The organism is Tanticharoenia sakaeratensis NBRC 103193, from assembly GCF_000963885.1.
Classification (GTDB): Bacteria; Pseudomonadota; Alphaproteobacteria; order Acetobacterales; family Acetobacteraceae; genus Tanticharoenia; species Tanticharoenia sakaeratensis.
Genome location: NZ_BALE01000010.1, coordinates 87,589 through 103,588, shown reverse-complemented (window position 1 = coordinate 103,588; position 16,000 = coordinate 87,589). Strand labels below are relative to the sequence as shown.

At 63.7% G+C, this 16,000-nt stretch carries 14 protein-coding genes; 13 read left to right on the top strand and 1 reads right to left on the bottom strand.

Annotation, left to right across the window (positions count from 1 at the left end; genetic code table 11):
* Positions 1 to 5 precede the first annotated feature (5 nt).
* A complete protein-coding gene (locus B8446_RS04325) occupies positions 6 to 1,076 on the bottom strand; it encodes an AbrB family transcriptional regulator (protein WP_048848019.1) in 1,071 nt (356 codons plus the stop codon).
* 184 nt (positions 1,077 to 1,260) lie between these two features.
* Between B8446_RS04325 and B8446_RS04320 the strand changes: the two genes are divergently transcribed.
* The 13 genes from B8446_RS04320 to B8446_RS04260 all read left to right on the top strand — a co-directional run bounded on the left by B8446_RS04320 (position 1,261) and on the right by B8446_RS04260 (position 15,918).
* Positions 1,261 to 1,827, top strand: a complete 567-nt coding sequence (locus B8446_RS04320) for an NADH-quinone oxidoreductase subunit A (protein WP_084712067.1) — start codon at positions 1,261 to 1,263, stop codon at positions 1,825 to 1,827.
* The gene (locus B8446_RS04315) at positions 1,824 to 2,462 is read left to right on the top strand and encodes an NADH-quinone oxidoreductase subunit B (protein WP_053053700.1); all 639 of its coding nucleotides are present in this window, start codon (positions 1,824 to 1,826) and stop codon (positions 2,460 to 2,462) included. Before B8446_RS04320 ends, B8446_RS04315 begins: the two co-directional genes overlap by 4 nt.
* Before the next feature lie 85 nt (positions 2,463 to 2,547).
* Complete coding sequence (nuoC, locus tag B8446_RS04310) at positions 2,548 to 4,254, top strand: NADH-quinone oxidoreductase subunit C/D (RefSeq protein WP_373277127.1); 1,707 nt, start codon at positions 2,548 to 2,550, stop codon at positions 4,252 to 4,254.
* Complete coding sequence (gene nuoE / locus B8446_RS04305; RefSeq protein ID WP_084712065.1) at positions 4,241 to 4,780, top strand: NADH-quinone oxidoreductase subunit NuoE; 540 nt, start codon at positions 4,241 to 4,243, stop codon at positions 4,778 to 4,780. Before nuoC ends, nuoE begins: the two co-directional genes overlap by 14 nt.
* The gene (locus tag B8446_RS04300; RefSeq protein WP_048847590.1) at positions 4,780 to 6,075 is read left to right on the top strand and encodes a complex I 51 kDa subunit family protein; all 1,296 of its coding nucleotides are present in this window, start codon (positions 4,780 to 4,782) and stop codon (positions 6,073 to 6,075) included. Before nuoE ends, B8446_RS04300 begins: the two co-directional genes overlap by 1 nt.
* Before the next feature lie 11 nt (positions 6,076 to 6,086).
* The gene (gene nuoG / locus B8446_RS04295) at positions 6,087 to 8,783 is read left to right on the top strand and encodes an NADH-quinone oxidoreductase subunit NuoG (RefSeq protein WP_048847588.1); all 2,697 of its coding nucleotides are present in this window, start codon (positions 6,087 to 6,089) and stop codon (positions 8,781 to 8,783) included.
* A complete protein-coding gene (nuoH, locus tag B8446_RS04290) occupies positions 8,780 to 9,736 on the top strand; it encodes an NADH-quinone oxidoreductase subunit NuoH (RefSeq protein ID WP_048847586.1) in 957 nt (318 codons plus the stop codon). The genes nuoG and nuoH overlap by 4 nt, the downstream gene beginning before the upstream one ends.
* Before the next feature lie 16 nt (positions 9,737 to 9,752).
* On the top strand, positions 9,753 to 10,265 hold the full coding sequence (gene nuoI / locus B8446_RS04285) for an NADH-quinone oxidoreductase subunit NuoI (RefSeq protein WP_048847584.1): 513 nt from the start codon (positions 9,753 to 9,755) through the stop codon (positions 10,263 to 10,265).
* The gene (gene nuoJ, locus B8446_RS04280) at positions 10,262 to 10,771 is read left to right on the top strand and encodes an NADH-quinone oxidoreductase subunit J (RefSeq protein WP_048847582.1); all 510 of its coding nucleotides are present in this window, start codon (positions 10,262 to 10,264) and stop codon (positions 10,769 to 10,771) included. Before nuoI ends, nuoJ begins: the two co-directional genes overlap by 4 nt.
* A gap of 4 nt (positions 10,772 to 10,775) precedes the next feature.
* Entirely contained in the window at positions 10,776 to 11,087 is a 312-nt protein-coding gene (nuoK, locus tag B8446_RS04275; RefSeq protein ID WP_048847579.1) for an NADH-quinone oxidoreductase subunit NuoK, read from the top strand.
* A 13-nt stretch (positions 11,088 to 11,100) separates the two neighbouring features.
* Positions 11,101 to 12,927, top strand: coding sequence for an NADH-quinone oxidoreductase subunit L (nuoL, locus tag B8446_RS04270; protein ID WP_048847577.1), 1,827 nt, complete (start codon positions 11,101 to 11,103; stop codon positions 12,925 to 12,927).
* 4 nt (positions 12,928 to 12,931) lie between these two features.
* Positions 12,932 to 14,476, top strand: coding sequence for a complex I subunit 4 family protein (locus B8446_RS04265; RefSeq protein WP_048847575.1), 1,545 nt, complete (start codon positions 12,932 to 12,934; stop codon positions 14,474 to 14,476).
* Positions 14,473 to 15,918, top strand: a complete 1,446-nt coding sequence (locus B8446_RS04260) for an NADH-quinone oxidoreductase subunit N (protein ID WP_048847573.1) — start codon at positions 14,473 to 14,475, stop codon at positions 15,916 to 15,918. The genes B8446_RS04265 and B8446_RS04260 overlap by 4 nt, the downstream gene beginning before the upstream one ends.
* Positions 15,919 to 16,000: the final 82 nt, after the last annotated feature.

Below are 16,000 nucleotides of genomic sequence, written 5' to 3'. Positions count from 1 at the left end.
GATTGTCATGTTTTGACACGCGCCAGATGCTGTCTGGCAAGTCGCCGCGCGATCAAGGGCGCCGTGAGCATGACCACCAGAAATCGCCCGACCTGCATCGCGACGATGAATGGCATGTCGGCATGGGCCGAAGCCGCGATGATCGCGACCGTGTCGGCACCGCCGGGACTTGTCGCGAGATAGGCAGTCAGCGGGTCGATCCCGCCCCAGGTCACGAGGACGGCGGCCATGCCACCGCAAAGACCGATCAGAACGCCGATCGACAGCAGGATTTTCGGGAGCGCGCGCAGGGCATGGTGCAGGATGTCAGGCGAGAAACGCCCGCCGATGCTCCAGCCCGCAGTTGCATAGGCCATGGCCAGGAGCCAGGCCGGCAGATCGATTGCGATCCAGCCGACATCCTGCGCGATCGCACCGCATCCCATCGGCACCAGAAGGCCGCCCGCCGGGATCAGCTTGCGCCGCGCCGCGCCATAGCCCAGCGCCACCAGCGCCCCCGTCTGGGCGAGATGGGACAGTTGCACGGGCGGAAACCACAGGGCGTGTGCCGATGCATGGGATGCGCCATGCACCCAGAAAAGGGGCACGACGGACGCGACGATCGCCACGGCCACGACGCGCAGATATTGCATGAATGCGACGAGCCGCATGTCGGCACCGAATGCCTCCGCCATGATCACCATGACGCCGGCAGCCCCCGGAGACGAACCCCATAGCGCGGTCGTGCCCGGAAGCACCTGCAGGCGGGTCATGACCCAGCCCAGAAGCGTGCTGATGGCGACGACCGAAAGGATGCCCATCAGAAACATCGGCCATGCATGGGCGATCTCGGTGACGATCGACAGACGCAGGGTGCGCGCGATCATGCAGCCGATCAGACCCTGCGCGACAATGAACGCGGCGTTCGGAATGCGGACGTCCTGCCCCCTCACCGCAAAAATGACGGCCGCGAACATCGGGCCGAGCAAAAGCGCCGCCGGGAGACGGCATGTTTCGAGCAGCACGACTGCCGCGATCGATGATGCGACCAGGCAGACCCACCGCAGAGCGGATTTTGAGACAGGCGGAAAATTCATCGAGCAGACCATTTGCGAGACTGTCCTCGCATTATACATCGCTCACACAAACGCGCCATCCGTGTTTGAGAATGGTTCTCAACAAGTAACCATCCCGGTTTAACTGAACCCGCTTGGTCTTCACCTCTGTGTGTACCCTCGATATGGCGGATGCGCGGCGCGAAACTCTAATCTAAGATCAGTGATGTTCCGATCCCACCTGGCGGGGACTGGAGCCGTTCAAGACGCGGCGCCATTGCTTCGTCGTTATTGCTGGCTCGCAGACGTGTCAGGATCAGTTGTGACACAATTCTTCAATAGTCATTCACTGGCGATTTACATTGTTTTTGTGACGGCCCTGCTCTGCATTGTCGTGGCGCTGTCGTCCGTCCTTGGTCCCAGGCGCGTTGGCGCGGCCCGCGGACGTTCGATGAGCATTCCCTACGAATCGGGAATTCTGCCGTCCGGATCTTCAAGGATTCGCCTTCCCGTCCAGTATTACCTGATCGCGATGTTCTTCGTGATCTTCGATGTCGAGGGCGTCTTCCTTTTTTCCTGGTCCACGGTCGCCGTGCGCGCCGGCTGGGCGGCCTATGCCACGGTGCTCGTGTTCATCGCCTTCCTCGGCGTGGCACTGGCCTATCTCTGGCGCAGCGGTGCCCTTGAATGGGGTCTGCGTCGCCGGCCCGCCGGAGCGCGGGATCCGTCACGCCCTCTTCCAGGACACGTCTTGCCCGGTCAGGCATTTTCCGAAGGAGCCCGCGCGCCATGACATGGTCGCTCAGCAAGGCCACGGCCACCCTGCCCTCGCGTCCCGACGAGGCGACCAGCATGGACGAGCTTCGCAGCAATCTCGTCGTCGGTCGTCTGCAGGACTTCATTTCCTGGGGGCAGAAGAATTCGGTCTGGCCGTTCAATTTCGGCCTGTCCTGTTGTTACGTCGAGATGGCAACCGCATTCACCAGCCGCTACGACATCGCCCGTTTCGGATCTGAAGTGCTGCGCGCGACCCCGCGCGAAGCCGACCTCATCGTGATCGCGGGCACCGTCTTTCGGAAAATGGCCCCGATCGTCAAATATCTCTACGACCAGATGCTGGAGCCCCGCTGGGTGATCTCCATGGGGTCCTGCGCCAATTCGGGTGGCATGTACGACATCTACAGCGTCGTCCAGGGTGTCGACAGCTTCCTGCCCGTGGATGTCTATGTGCCCGGCTGCCCCCCCCGCCCCGACGCCCTGCTCGAGGGGCTGATGCTGCTGCAGAACTCGATCGGCCAGCAGCGCCGCCCGCTCAGCTGGATGGTCGGCCCGCAGGGTGTGGAACGCGTGACGCCGCCGAGCATGCGCGACCTGAAGCGCGAGGAGCGCCGGGCGGCGACAACCCTGCGCACACCGGACAGCGTGTGAGACAAAGGTCATGAGCGAGACGATCGAAACTTCACGCGGCGATGCGGTCGTCCGCGACGCCCTGATGGCGGAGACGATGCGCGGCATGGCGCACGTCATTCTTCATGAGGAAATCGCCAAGGACGGTCTGGTAAATTTTTGGGTGTCCGCCTCGGACATCCGGACCGTGCTCTTCACGCTGAAACAGCCGGCGGCGCGCCTGCGCATGCTGTACGACATCACGGCCCTCGACGAGCGCCAGCGCGAACATCGCGATGGCCTGCCCGACAGCACGTTCACCGTGTCCTACCACCTCGTGGCATTCGCTGGTCCGCATGACGAGATCCGGCTGAAGGTACCGCTGCTCGGGCTCGATCCGCACGTTCCGACCGCCTCCGACATCTGGCCGAGTGCCAACTGGTTCGAACGCGAGGTCTGGGACCTGTTCGGTGTCGTGTTCGACGGGCACCCGCATCTCACACGGATCCTGACGCCGCCGACCTGGGTCGGTCATCCGCTGCGCAAGGACCATTATGCACGTGCGACCGAGCGTCCTCCGTATACATTAAGCGAGGATCAGGTCTTTCACGAACAGGAAGCACTGCGGTTCGACCCCTCGGCCTGGGGGATGCGGAAGCATTCCGACAACAGCGACTTCATGTTCCTCAATGTCGGCCCGAACCATCCCAGCGTGCATGGCGTGTTCCGCGTCGTCCTGCAGCTCGAAGGTGAGGAAATCGTCGATGCGGTGCCCGATATCGGGTTCCATCATCGCGGCGCCGAAAAAATGGCCGAGCGCCAGTCCTGGCACACGTTCATCCCCTATACCGACCGCGTCGATTATGTCGGTGGGGTGATGAACAACTTCCCCTACGTCATGGCGGTGGAGAAGCTCGCCGGGATCACGGTGCCGGATCGCGCCCAGATGATCCGCGTCATGCTGGCCGAGTTCTTCCGGATCGCGAGCCATCTCGTGTTCTACGGGACGATGGTCCAGGATCTGGGTCAGCTGTCTCCGGTTTTCTACATCTTCACAGACCGCGAGAAGGTTTTCGAAATCATCGAAGCCATCTGCGGCTTCCGGATGCATCCTGCCTTCTTCCGTATAGGCGGCGTCGCACTCGACCTTCCGAACGGCTGGGACGAGAAAATCCGCGCGTTCCTGGACTATATGCCGCCCCGGCTTGCGGAATACGACAAGCTCGTGATGCAGAATCCGCTGTTCAAGGCGCGCACCAAGGGTATCGGCGCCTACACAACGGAAGAGGCGATCGACTGGGGCATCACGGGTCCAGGCCTTCGCGCGACCGGGCTCGAGTGGGACATGCGGCGCGTCCAGCCCTATGCCTGTTACGACCAGCTCGAGTTCGATATTCCGACCGCCGTCAATGGCGACTGCTACGACCGCGTGGCCGTGCATATCGAGGAGATCCGCCAGAGCCTGCGGATCATTCGCCAATGCGTCGACAACATGCCGAGCGGCCCGTTCAAGGCGGAGCATCCCCTGTCGATGCCGCCGCCCAAGGCGCGCACGATGCATGACATCGAGACCCTCATCCATCACTTCGTCAGCGTCACTTGGGGACCTGTCGTACCGGCGGGCGAGGCACGCTGCATGATCGAGGCGACCAAGGGCATCAATTCCTACCACCTCGTCAGTGACGGCGGCACGATGTCGTATCGAACGCGGATCAGAACTCCATCTTTCGCTCACCTGCAGATGCTGCCGCTGCTCAGCCGCGGCGTCCTGATTGCCGATCTGATCGCGATCATCGGCAGCATTGATTTCGTGATGGCCGATGTCGATCGTTGAAACACCTGCGTCCGGCGTCCCCGCCGGAACGCCGCCCGAATTTCCGCAGGACCTGCGGGACAAGATCGCCGACATGGTCGCCCATGAGCATCATGCGCGCGGCGCTGCCATCGAGGCGATGCGCCTGACGCAGAAGCGCTTCGGCTGGCTGTGCGATGCGCATATGCGCGAGATCGCGAAGCTGTGCTCGATGTCCATGGCCGACCTCGACGGGATCGCGACCTTCTTCAACCTCCTGTTTCGCAAGCCGGTCGGCGAAAACGTCGTCATGTTGTGCGACAGCGTATCGTGCTGGCTGATGGGCGAGGAAAAGGTTCGCGCCCGTTTCTGCGAGAAACTCGGAATCAAGCGTGGCCAGACGACGCCGGACGGCAAGGTGACGTTCCTGCCGATCGTCTGTCTCGGTCATTGCGATCACGCACCTGCGATGCTTGTGAACGAAGAGCTTTACGGCAATGTCGATACCGAAACAGTCGATCGGGTGATCGACCAGATGAAGAATGGCTCCGTGAGGGGAGAGTCGTGATGGACGAGGCAGAACGCCGCCCCCTGACCGCAATGATCGACCGCGCGGCCGGGCCGCCGGACTGCGCCGCTTATGAGCGCATGGGCGGATTTCGTGGCGTACGCCGGGCGCTGTCGGGCATGAGCCCGGGCGACGTGATCGAGGAAGTCACCAAATCCAAGCTGCGCGGACGTGGTGGCGCGGGTTTCGGCACCGGCCCGAAATGGAGCTTCGTCCCCAAGGATCCCGCGAGCCAGCGCCGGAAATATCTTGTTGCCAACGGCGATGAGATGGAGCCGGGCACGTTCAAGGACCGCCTTCTGGTCGAAGGCAATCCGCTTCAGCTTGTCGAGGGGATGATCATCTCCGCTTTCGCCATTCAGGCGTCATTTGGCGTGATCTTCCTGCGCGGCGAATATCATCGCGGCCTTGAATGTCTTGAAAACGCCGTTCTGGAAGCACGCGAACGCGGCTGGCTGGGGGAGAACATTCTCGGCTCCGGCTTCAATTTCGACATCCACGTTCACCCGAGTGCCGGGCGCTACATCTGCGGTGAAGAGACAGCGCTGCTGACCGCGCTGGAAGGCCGCCGCGCCAACCCGCGAAGCAAGCCGCCATTCCCGCAGGTCGGCGGGCTGTGGGGCGCGCCGACCGTCGTGAACAATATAGAGACTTTCTGCAATATTCCCCACATCATCGCCAATGGTGCGGACTGGTATCTCGGCCTTTCGGCCTGCGCCGACGGGGGCACCAAGCTCTATGGTGTCAGCGGCCGTGCGAAGCGTCCCGGCACATGGGAATTGCCGCTCGGCGTCACGCTGGGCGAGATCATGGACCGCGCAGGCGGCATGCAGGATGGATACAAGCTGCGTGCATTCCTGCCGGGCGGCGCATCGACTGCGTTCCTGGGTGCCGAGCACGAGAATATCGTGATGGATTACGGGACCGTCGAAAAAGCCGGATCGCGTCTTGGCACCGGCCTTGCGATCCTGCTGGACGACCGGACCTGCCCCGTCGGCATGATCCGCAATCTCGAACATTTCTTTGCGCAGGAATCCTGCGGCTGGTGCACGCCGTGTCGCGACGGGCTGCCGTGGGTCGAACGTCTCCTGAATGCCATCGATGAAGGCGAAGGAGAGCAGGAAGACATGGATCGCCTCGCCGACCATGTCCGGCTGCTCGGCCCCATGGGCCGCACGTTCTGCGCTCATGCACCAGGCGCGATCGCTCCCCTCGCCAGCGGACTGGCATTGTTCCGCGAGGATTTCGAGGCGCACATCCGCGAACGTCGCTGCACCTATCAAGACGCAGCCTGAAGGAGCCGCCCATGGCAACGATCCATATCGACGGCGAGCCGCACGAGACACGTGATGGCGAAAACCTGCTTCAGGCCGTGTTGGAAGCAGGCGTCGACCTCCCCTATTTCTGCTGGCACCCCGAACTCGGCTCGGTCGGCGCTTGCCGACAGTGTGCGGTCAAGCAGTTCAACGGCCCCGACGACAAGCGCGGCCGTATCGTCATGGCCTGCATGACGCCCGCGACCGAGGGCGCCATCATTTCCGTCTCGGACCCGGAAGCGAAGGAATTTCGTGGCGAGGTTGTCGAGTGGCTGATGACGAACCACCCGCATGACTGTCCGGTCTGCGAGGAAGGCGGCGAATGCCACCTTCAGGACATGACGGTCATGACCGGCCATCGTGCGCGCCGCTATCGTTTTGAAAAGCGCACGCATCGCAATCAGGATCTGGGGCCGTTCGTCAAGCACGAGATGAACCGGTGTATTTCCTGCTATCGCTGTGTGCGTTTCTACCGTGACTATGCCGGCGGTCAGGATCTCGCGGCGTTCGCCTCACACAACAACATGTATTTCGGCCGCGCCGAGAGCGGCACGCTCGAAAGCCCCTTTGCCGGCAACCTTATCGAGGTCTGCCCGACGGGCGTCTTCACCGACAAGCAGTTCTCGAAAACCTACAGCCGCAAGTGGGATATGCGCGGCGCACCGTCCGTGTGCGCGCACTGCTCGGTCGGTTGCAACACGATCGTCAACGAGCGCGCGGGCACGGTGCGCCGGACGATCAATCGCTACAACGACGAGGTCAATCGCTACTTCCTGTGCGATCGCGGTCGCTATGGGCACGGTTACGCCAACGCGGATACGCGCATCCGCGTGGTCGGCCAGCTGATCGACGGCGTGCATCATCAGGTGCCGTCACAGGCGGCAATTTCGCACTTTGCGACGTTCGCCGAAGACGGCCCGGTGATCGGTATCGGCTCGGCCCGCGCGTCGCTCGAAACCAATTACGCCCTGCGCTCGCTGGTTGGCGCGGCGCAGTTCTCGACCGGGCTTGCCGAGCCTGCTCATGGCCTGACGCTTCTTGCGGCGGACATCCTGCGCACGACACCTGCGCATACACCTTCGCTCCATGACGTCGAACAGTGCGATGCCGTGTTCATGCTGGGCGAGGATGCGCTTTCGACGGCGCCGCGCCTGGGCCTGTCCATGCGGCAGGCGACGCGTCATGCATCGTTCCTGAACGCGGATCGCAACCGTATTCCGCGCTGGATGGATGCCTCGGTCCGGATGATGGGGCAGGATTTCATCTCTCCGCTGATGATCGCAACACCTGCCGCAACAGGCCTCGATGATTGCGCTGTCCTGACGCAGCACGCAGCGCCGGACGATCTCGCGCGGCTCGGCTTTGCGGTCGCCCATCTGATCGACGAGGCCGCACCGGCGGTGCCGGGCCTGACGGAAGCGGAAAGCACAGTTGCAGGCCGGATCGCCGAAGCGCTTCTGGCGGCTGACAAGCCGTTGGTCGTGTCCGGCACGCAGCTCGGATCCGCCGCCCTCATGCAGGCCGCGGCCAGCATCGCAGCGGCGCTGATGGTGCGCGGCAAGCCCGCCGCCCTGTCGCTTGTGCTGCCGGATGCCAACAGCATGGGCGTCGCACTCATGGGCGGCCTGTCGCTCGACGCCGTGTGTGACATGGCGCGAGATGGCAAGGTTGGAACGCTTATCGTGGCCGAGGCCGACCTGACGCGGCAGCTCGCGCCGGAACGGGTCGAGGCCCTTCTTGGACAGGTCAGGCATTTCGTCCTGATCGATCACAGCGAGAGCCCGCTGATCGAACGGGCGGAGCTTGTGCTGCCTGCGGCCCCCATCACTCATTCGGGCGGCACGATGGTCAACATGGAAGGGCGCGCACAGCGGTTCCTGCCGGTGGCCTTCCCCGAAGGCCCGGTGGAAGTGTCGTGGCGCTGGCTGCGCGATTTTGCCGAAAGCATCGGTCAGGACGACCGCATGGCGTGGCAGACACTGGATGACGTCGTGGCGGCGATCGCCCGCGAGCTTACGGTGTTCGCCCGTATCGGAGAAGCCGCGCCGAGCGAACAATACATGCTGGAAAGTGGTCACATCCGCAGCCAGACCGCTCGGGTCAGCGGACGGACGGCGATCCGCTCGCATATCTCGGTGCGCGATCAGCCCGTCCCGCCGATGCCGGATTCCCCGCTCAGCCCGACCATGGAAGGCACCTACAGCACGTCGATGCCCGGCGCGCTCGTGCCCTACTACCACGCACCCGGCTGGAACTCCGAGCAGTCGCTCAACCGGTTCCAGCAGGAAATCGGCGGCCCGATGCGCGGCGGCTATCCGGGCGTCCGGCTTGTGGATGCCGCTGAGGCGGTCTGGTCGTCCGCGCACTATTCGACGGACCTGCCGGAAACGTTTGCTCCGCGCGACGGATCGATCCTTCTGCTGCCCGAAAGCCGTATTTTCGGAAGTGAGGAACTCAGCGCCCTGGCGCCTGCCATCGCCGAGCGGGCCGAGCCGGCTGTCGTCCGCATGGCGGGCGACGGACCTTCGGAAGTGACGCTGACGCTGGACGGCATCCGCCATCGTCTGCCCGTCCTGCGGGACGACAGCCTGCCGCCGGGTCTTGCGTTCTATCCTGCACACATGACGCTGCGCGCGTTTGCGGCTCCCGTCTGGGTGTCGCTCGAAACCGCGGAGGCACTGGCATGATCGTGCCGATGCCAATCATCATCGTCGTGACGTTCGCGGCCGTGATGGGCGTTGCCGCCGTCTCGACGATGGTCGAACGCCGGCTTCTGGGCTTTTTCCAGGATCGGCCGGGGCCGAACCGTGTCGGGCCGTTCGGCATGTTCCAGGTCGTGGCCGACGCTGTCAAAATGCTGTTCAAGCAGGACTGGGTGCCACCATTTGCGGACAAGCCGGTCTTCCTGCTGGCGCCCATCGTCGGCTTCATGGCCGTCCTGCTCGAGTTCGGTGTCATTCCGATCACGCCGCACTGGAGCATCGCGGGCGACCTGAATGTCGGCCTGCTGTTCGTGTTCGCGATGATGGGGCTTGCGGTCTATTCCGTGGTGCTGGCGGGCTGGTCGTCGAACAACAAGTTCGCGCTTCTCGGCGGCATGCGCGCGGCGGCCCAGATGATTTCTTATGAAGTTTTCATGGGCTTGTCGCTTCTGGGCGTCGTGATGACGGCAGGCTCCTTCAGCCTGCATGACATCGTCCTCGCCCAGTCCAGATGCTGGTTCGTGATCCCGCAGTTCCTGGGCTGCATCGTCTTCCTGATCGCGGGGATTGCCGAAACGCACCGCCTGCCTTTCGATCTTCCGGAAGGCGAGAACGAGCTGGGCGCGGGATTTCACACCGAATATTCGGGGATGAAATTCGGCATGTTCTTCCTCGCGGAGTATGCCGGCGTCGCCATGATCTCGGCCCTGATCACCACGCTGTATCTCGGCGGATGGGGCGGCCCGATCCTGCCGCCGTTCCTCTGGTTCGCGATCAAGGTCGTGTTCCTGATCTGCTTCTTCATCCTGTTGCGCGCAGCCCTTCCCCGCCCGCGATACGACCAGCTGATGTCGTTCGGCTGGAAGATCCTGCTGCCCGTATCCCTGATCAATATTGTCCTGACCGGCGCGATCCTGCTGTGGCAGGCCGGCGCGTGAAAGGAAAAACCGTGCCATGATCGGCATCATCCGCACATTGTGGCTCACGTTCCTGCATCTGTTCCACAAGAACGATACCGTTCCCTATCCCGAGACCAAGCCGTATCTCTCCCCGCGTTATCGCGGACGGATCATTCTCTCGCGCGATCCGAACGGTGAGGAACGCTGCGTTGCGTGCAATCTGTGCGCCGCCGCCTGCCCCGTCGACTGCATCAGCCTGCAGAAGGGCGAGAAGGACGGCCGGTGGTACCCGGAGTTCTTCCAGATCAATTTCTCCCGCTGCATCTTCTGCGGGTTCTGCGAAGAGGCCTGTCCGACATACGCGATTCAGCTCACGCCGGATTTCGAGATGAGTGAATATGTCCGGCAGAACCTAGTCTACGAAAAACAGGACCTGCTGATCAGCGGAACCGGGAAATACCCCGACTACAGCTTCTATAACGTGTCCGGGCTCGCGATTCCCGGCAAGGACAAGGGCGAAGCCGAACGCGAAGCGGCTCCGATCGATATCCATGCGCTGCTGCCATGAGCGTTGACTTTTCCGTAGGCCTTTATGGCCTGATCGCCATCGCCGCCACCGCCATGGTGATCACGCGTGCAAGGCCCGTCCATGCCCTGCTGTACATGGTGGTCGCCCTCCTTGCGCTGGCCTGCCTGTTCGACAGCCTCGGCGCGCCGTTCGCGGCCATGCTGGATGTCATCGTCTATGCGGGCGCGATCATGGTCCTGTTCGTGTTCGTCGTCATGATGATCAACCTCGGTCAGCCGGACGAAACACGCGAGCGTAGCTGGATCACGCCCAGCAACTGGTTCGGACCGAGCGTGCTGGCGGCCCTTCTGCTCACGACCCTGATCTTCGCGCTCGGCCACGGTGATGCCGCCACCGGCCCGAACATCACGGAAGTCGGACCCACCGCCGTCGGGATGAGCCTATTCGGGCCTTACATGCTGACCGTCGAGCTTGCCTCGTTCCTGCTGCTTGCCGGCCTGGTCAGCGCCTTTCACATCGGGCGCGCACTCGGGGAGAAACGCTAGAGCCATGTCAGCCGCCGATCCCTCAGCCGGCCTCTATGTCGCCGTCATACTCTTCGCCCTCGGGCTGACGGGCGTTCTGGTTCGCCGCAACCTCCTGTTCATGCTGGTCTCGGTCGAGATCATGCTGAACGCGGCCGCCCTCGCCTTCGTCTCCGCAGGCGCGCGGTTTCACGATCCGTCCGGCCAGGTGATGTTCATCATGATCATCACGTTCGCCGCCGCAGAGGCCGCCGTCGGCCTCGCCATCATCTTGCGCATGCATGCCGCCGGCCGTCCGACCCTCGACGCCGACAGCGGCAACCGTCTCGGAGGATAGAGTCTTGGGTGGCATGCTACTGCCGATGGTCATTGCCTTCCCGCTGGCGGGCTCGATCATCCTCCTGCTCTCGGCCGGCGAGATGCCGAGGCGGGCAACACAACTCATCGGCCCGGGCAGTGTCGGACTGTCCGCCCTGTGCGCGCTGTTTCTGGCATCATCGTTTCTGAGCGATCCGCCGGTGTCCGGCAGCTTTCATGTCGTGCTGTGGCACTGGCTGACCCTGCCGGGCTTCGCGGCCCAGATCGCCCTGAGCCTCGACCAGCTTTCGCTCGTCATGATGCTCGTCGTCAGTTGCATCGGATTTCTGATCCTGGTCTATGCCGCGGCCTACATGGACGACGATGCGGATATCTGCCGCTTCTTCGCCTACATGACGCTGTTCGTGGCTTCGATGCTGCTGCTGGTCCTCGCCTCCGACCTGCTGGCGCTCTATGTGGGCTGGGAAGGCGTTGGCCTGTGTTCCTACCTGCTGGTCGGGTTCTGGTATGGCGAGCTGAACAACGCGCTCGCCGCCCGCAAGGCATTCGTGGTCACGCGTATCGGTGATGCGCTTCTATTCGTTGGTTTGACCCTGATCGCAACGGACGTCGGCACGCTCGATATCCCGACGGTCCTGCACACCATCCACGCCGGACCACAGACGACGCTCGGCTGCCTGCTGCTGCTGGGCGGTGCCATGGCCAAGTCCGCGCAGGTGCCGTTCCAGACCTGGCTGCCGGACGCGATGGCCGGACCGACGCCGGTCTCGGCGCTGATCCACGCGGCAACGATGGTGACGGCCGGCGTCTACATGATCGCCCGCCTGCACGATCTGTTCCTGGCGAGCCCGTTCACCATGGTCGCCTGCGCGATCGTCGGCACGGTGACGCTCCTGCTTGCAGCCGGCAGTGCTCTGACGCAGACCGATATCAAGCGCGTGCTCGCCTATTCGACGATGAGCCAGCTCGGATACATGTATCTGGCGCTCGGGTGCGGCAGCTGGCAGGGCGCCATCTTCCATCTCGTGACGCATGCGTTCTTCAAGGCGCTGCTGTTCATGGGCGCGGGGGCCGTGATCCTGCGGATGCATCATGAACAGGACATGTTCAGGATGGGCGGCCTGAAGGCGGACATGCCCGGCGTGTTCTACGCATTTCTCGCAGGCTCCGTGGCGCTCGCCGGATTGCCGCTGATCTCGGCAGGTTATTTCTCGAAAGAGCTGATCCTGTCGAACGCGTGGAACCTGAGCCCGCTCCTGTGGTTCGGCGCGCTGTCGGGTGCGTTCATGACCGCGCTCTATACGTTCCGCTGCGTGTTCCTGACTTTCTTCGGCACCGCGCGCGGTCATGCGCATGGTCATACGGGACTCGCCATGGCGATCCCGATGAGCATCCTTGCGGTCCTCGCGATCTTCGGCGGCTACATGCAGACGCCGGCCGAGATCGGCGGCATCAACATGTTCGCCAACCTGCTCTCGCCGGTTTTCGGCCCGATGCGCGAAGTCGGCGGCACGGGTCTCCTGCTGATCGGCTCGCTCGTGCCGATCATCGGCGTGGCGCTGGCATGGACGATCTGGAAGCCGCGCGATGCCGTGCCCGCACCTGCCAATCATCCCGTCCAGCAGGTCATGCGGGCCAACTGGGGCTTCGATGCGATCTACAACTGGCTGCTGGTGCACCCGTATTTCACACTCGGCGCACTGAATCGTCGCGACGGGCTGGACCGCATTTCCGACGGCATCACCTGGGTCATGCACGGGGGCTCCCAGGTGCTCGCACGGATGCAGAGCGGACAGGTCCGCCGCTACGCCGGCTGGATCGCAGCCGGCACCGTCATTGCCCTCTGTCTGGCGATCTGAACCGATGCTTGCTCTCCCTGCCCTCGTCTTCCTCCCCATCGCCGGCGGCCTGCTCGCCTGGGCCGCGGGCCGCGTGTCTCCCGGCGGTGCGAACCGCCTTCCGTGGCTCATCGCGCTTGCGACGCTGGTCGTCGATGCAGCGTTGCTGGTCATGCTGTCCGCATCTCCTGCGGACACCGGTGGCTGGCGCGCGCATTTCGATGCGCCCTGGATCCCGAACCTCGGCATTTCGCTGCGCTTCGACATGGATGGGCTGAGCCTCATCATGTTGTGGCTGACGGTGGTGATCGCGGTCCCTTGCGTTGCGCTGTCGAGGCGCGAAGCGGGCGATCGTCCGGGTCTTTATCAGTTCCTCATCCTGACCGGGATCGCCGGGATCAACGGCGTGTTCATCGCGACCGACCTGTTCCTGTTCCTGTTCTTCTGGGAACTGATGCTGGTGCCGATGTTCGTGCTGATCCTGATCTGGGGGCATGAAGAGCGCGCCCGCGCCGCCATCAAGTTCTTCCTCTTCACGCAGGCCGGTGGCCTCGTGATGCTGGTGGCGATCCTGGCGCTCGTTCTGGTCAATGCACGCACCACCGGCACGCTGACCTTCGACTACTTCGCACTGGCCACGACTGCCGCGACGTCACCTGCGGCTCCGCTGCTGATGCTGGGGTTTGCACTTGCCTTTGCCGTCAAGCTGCCGGTCATGCCGCTGCATCTGTGGCTGCCCGAAACCTATGTGCAGTCGCCGACCGCAGCATCCGTCCTCCTGTCCGGCATTCTCGCCAAGACCGGCGGCTACGGACTGATCCGGTTCGTGGTCCTGTTCTTCCCCGGAGCCGCGCATCACCTGGCGCCGCTCGCCATGGCGCTGGGTGTCGCGGGCATCCTCTACTGCGCATGGCTTGCGGCCGCCCAGACCGACCTCAAGCGCCTGATCGCCTATTCCAGCGTGAGCCATCTCGGTTTCGTGCTGCTTGGCGTATTCTCGGGCTCAGCCATCGGCATGGAGGGCGCCATCGTGCAGATGGTGGCGCACGGTCTGAGCACCGGCGCGCTGTTCCTGATTGCGGGCGCCCTCGAAGAGCGTCTTGGCACGCGCGACATGCGTGAGATGGGCGGCCTGTGGGCGCGGATGCCGAAACTGTCGGCCATGGGCATGGTGTTTGCCGCAGCATCTCTCGGCCTGCCCGGCATGGGGAACTTCATCGGCGAGTTTCTCGTGCTGCTCGCGGTCTGGCATGTCAGCCACATCATGACGTTCTTCGCGGCGACGGGCCTGATCCTGTCCTCGATCTACTCGCTGACGATGATGACGAAGGTGTTCTACGGCCCGCTGAAGGCCGGCGACCGCACGCCCGCGATGCCTGACGGCCCGTTCGGCCATCTCGCATTCCTCGGGATCGCAACCGTGCTGCTCCTGGCGCTCGGCATCTATCCGCAGCCGATCATCGATCTTTCGGCCCCCGCTCCCGCACTGCAGACCGCATCCCGCGCCACCGCCGCCACGGGACTTGCCTTTGCCGTGCCCGTTCAATCCGCCGGAGTGTCAGGCCAATGATGCCGACCTTTTCCGCTCTCCCGCCCTCCGTCGTCGTGCTGTCGCTCGGCACGATGGTGCTGATGCTGGCCATCACGATCAAACGCTCCGAAATCATCGATGCGGTTCTGACACTTCTGACGTTGCTCGTGGCCCTCGCCGTCCTGCCGATGGGTGCGGCGCCAAGCGCCCTGTTCGCAGTCGACGACTGGCACCGTTTCTCGTCCGCGCTGATCATCCTGTCCTCGATCGGCGTGCTCGCGATGTCATGGCGTGATCCGACCGTGCGCGAGGCGCATGCGCCCGACGAGTTCTATCTGCTTCTGCTGATGTCGGCGCTCGGCGCGGTCCTGATGACGGCCGGACGGAACGACATCACGTTCTTCATTGGGCTCGAGACGCTCAGCCTCTCGCTGCTCGGCCTGATCGGCTATCGCCAGCACCGGATCGAGGCCGGCGAGGCCGCGATGAAATACGTCGTGCTGTCGGGCGTATCGTCGGCGATCCTGGTCTTCGGCTTCGCGCTGTCCTACGCCGAAACCGGATCGCTCGTGTTTGCAGCGCCCCATGCGCTTCATCCGGTGGAGCCGCTTCTGGCCGCGATGGCGACCGTGCTCGTGATGACGGGCATGTTCTTCAAACTGTCCGCCGTGCCGTTCCACACGTGGCTGGCGGACGTGCTGGAAGGCACGTCGATCCCGGTCGCGGCTCTTCTGTCGGTCGTCTCGAAGATCGGCCTGTTTGCCGCGATGCTGCGTTATTTCGCGGGCTTCGACCTGATGACGCCCGGTTCGGTGTCGGATGAGGTCACGGCCGTGGCACTTCTGAGCATGATCGGCGGCAATTTGCTCGCCATCGGCCAGACCGATCTCAAGCGCATGCTCGCGGGTTCATCCATTGCCCATATCGGCTACCTGATGGTGGCACTTCTGGCACCCGGCGCCTTCGGGCTCGGCAGCGCCGGGTTCTATCTCGCGGCCTATGCGGCGGCGACGATCGGCGCGTTCGCCATCATGGAGGCGGTCAGCCCCAACCATACCCATCTGAACTCGCTGCAGGGCCTCTTCCGCACCCGCCCGGCGCTGGCGCTCGGCATGGCGGTGATGATGGCGTCGCTCGCGGGCATCCCGCCCGCCGTCGGGTTTTTCGCGAAGGTCTATGTCGCCGTCGCAGGCGTCTCGGCCCATCGGGACCTGCTGCTGGCCGGTCTGATCGTCGGCTCGGTCATGGGGCTGTTCTATTACCTGCGTGTCGTGCGGGTCATGCTGATGCCGGCCACGGACGAGGTCAGCACAGGACGCATCGCCGCTCCGGGCAACGCCGTGCTGATCTCGGCACTGGCATTGGTGACGCTGGTGCTCGGCGTCTATCCGAGCCTCCTGATTCCCCGCAATCCGATCCATCTCGGTGCGGACGTGGAAGCGGCGACGCTGCCCGTCTCCACGCAGACAGCTATCCGCTGACCGGGCTCGCACGGGCGCCCGAAAGGCGCCCGCGCTGTTGGACGCCGAGCGTCCATCACATCAGCCCCCCAAAATTCGTGAT

What these genes read in the sequence shown, in the direction of transcription:
- B8446_RS04325 (WP_048848019.1), bottom strand. Translation starts at nt 1,076, where the DNA reads ATGAATTTTCCGCCTGTCTCAAAATCCGCTCTGCGGTGGGTCTGCCTG.
- B8446_RS04320 (WP_084712067.1), top strand. Translation starts at nt 1,261, where the DNA reads ATGTTCCGATCCCACCTGGCGGGGACTGGAGCCGTTCAAGACGCGGCG.
- B8446_RS04315 (WP_053053700.1), top strand. Translation starts at nt 1,824, where the DNA reads ATGACATGGTCGCTCAGCAAGGCCACGGCCACCCTGCCCTCGCGTCCC.
- nuoC (WP_373277127.1), top strand. Translation starts at nt 2,548, where the DNA reads ATGGCGCACGTCATTCTTCATGAGGAAATCGCCAAGGACGGTCTGGTA.
- nuoE (WP_084712065.1), top strand. Translation starts at nt 4,241, where the DNA reads ATGTCGATCGTTGAAACACCTGCGTCCGGCGTCCCCGCCGGAACGCCG.
- B8446_RS04300 (WP_048847590.1), top strand. Translation starts at nt 4,780, where the DNA reads ATGGACGAGGCAGAACGCCGCCCCCTGACCGCAATGATCGACCGCGCG.
- nuoG (WP_048847588.1), top strand. Translation starts at nt 6,087, where the DNA reads ATGGCAACGATCCATATCGACGGCGAGCCGCACGAGACACGTGATGGC.
- nuoH (WP_048847586.1), top strand. Translation starts at nt 8,780, where the DNA reads ATGATCGTGCCGATGCCAATCATCATCGTCGTGACGTTCGCGGCCGTG.
- nuoI (WP_048847584.1), top strand. Translation starts at nt 9,753, where the DNA reads ATGATCGGCATCATCCGCACATTGTGGCTCACGTTCCTGCATCTGTTC.
- nuoJ (WP_048847582.1), top strand. Translation starts at nt 10,262, where the DNA reads ATGAGCGTTGACTTTTCCGTAGGCCTTTATGGCCTGATCGCCATCGCC.
- nuoK (WP_048847579.1), top strand. Translation starts at nt 10,776, where the DNA reads ATGTCAGCCGCCGATCCCTCAGCCGGCCTCTATGTCGCCGTCATACTC.
- nuoL (WP_048847577.1), top strand. Translation starts at nt 11,101, where the DNA reads ATGCTACTGCCGATGGTCATTGCCTTCCCGCTGGCGGGCTCGATCATC.
- B8446_RS04265 (WP_048847575.1), top strand. Translation starts at nt 12,932, where the DNA reads ATGCTTGCTCTCCCTGCCCTCGTCTTCCTCCCCATCGCCGGCGGCCTG.
- B8446_RS04260 (WP_048847573.1), top strand. Translation starts at nt 14,473, where the DNA reads ATGATGCCGACCTTTTCCGCTCTCCCGCCCTCCGTCGTCGTGCTGTCG.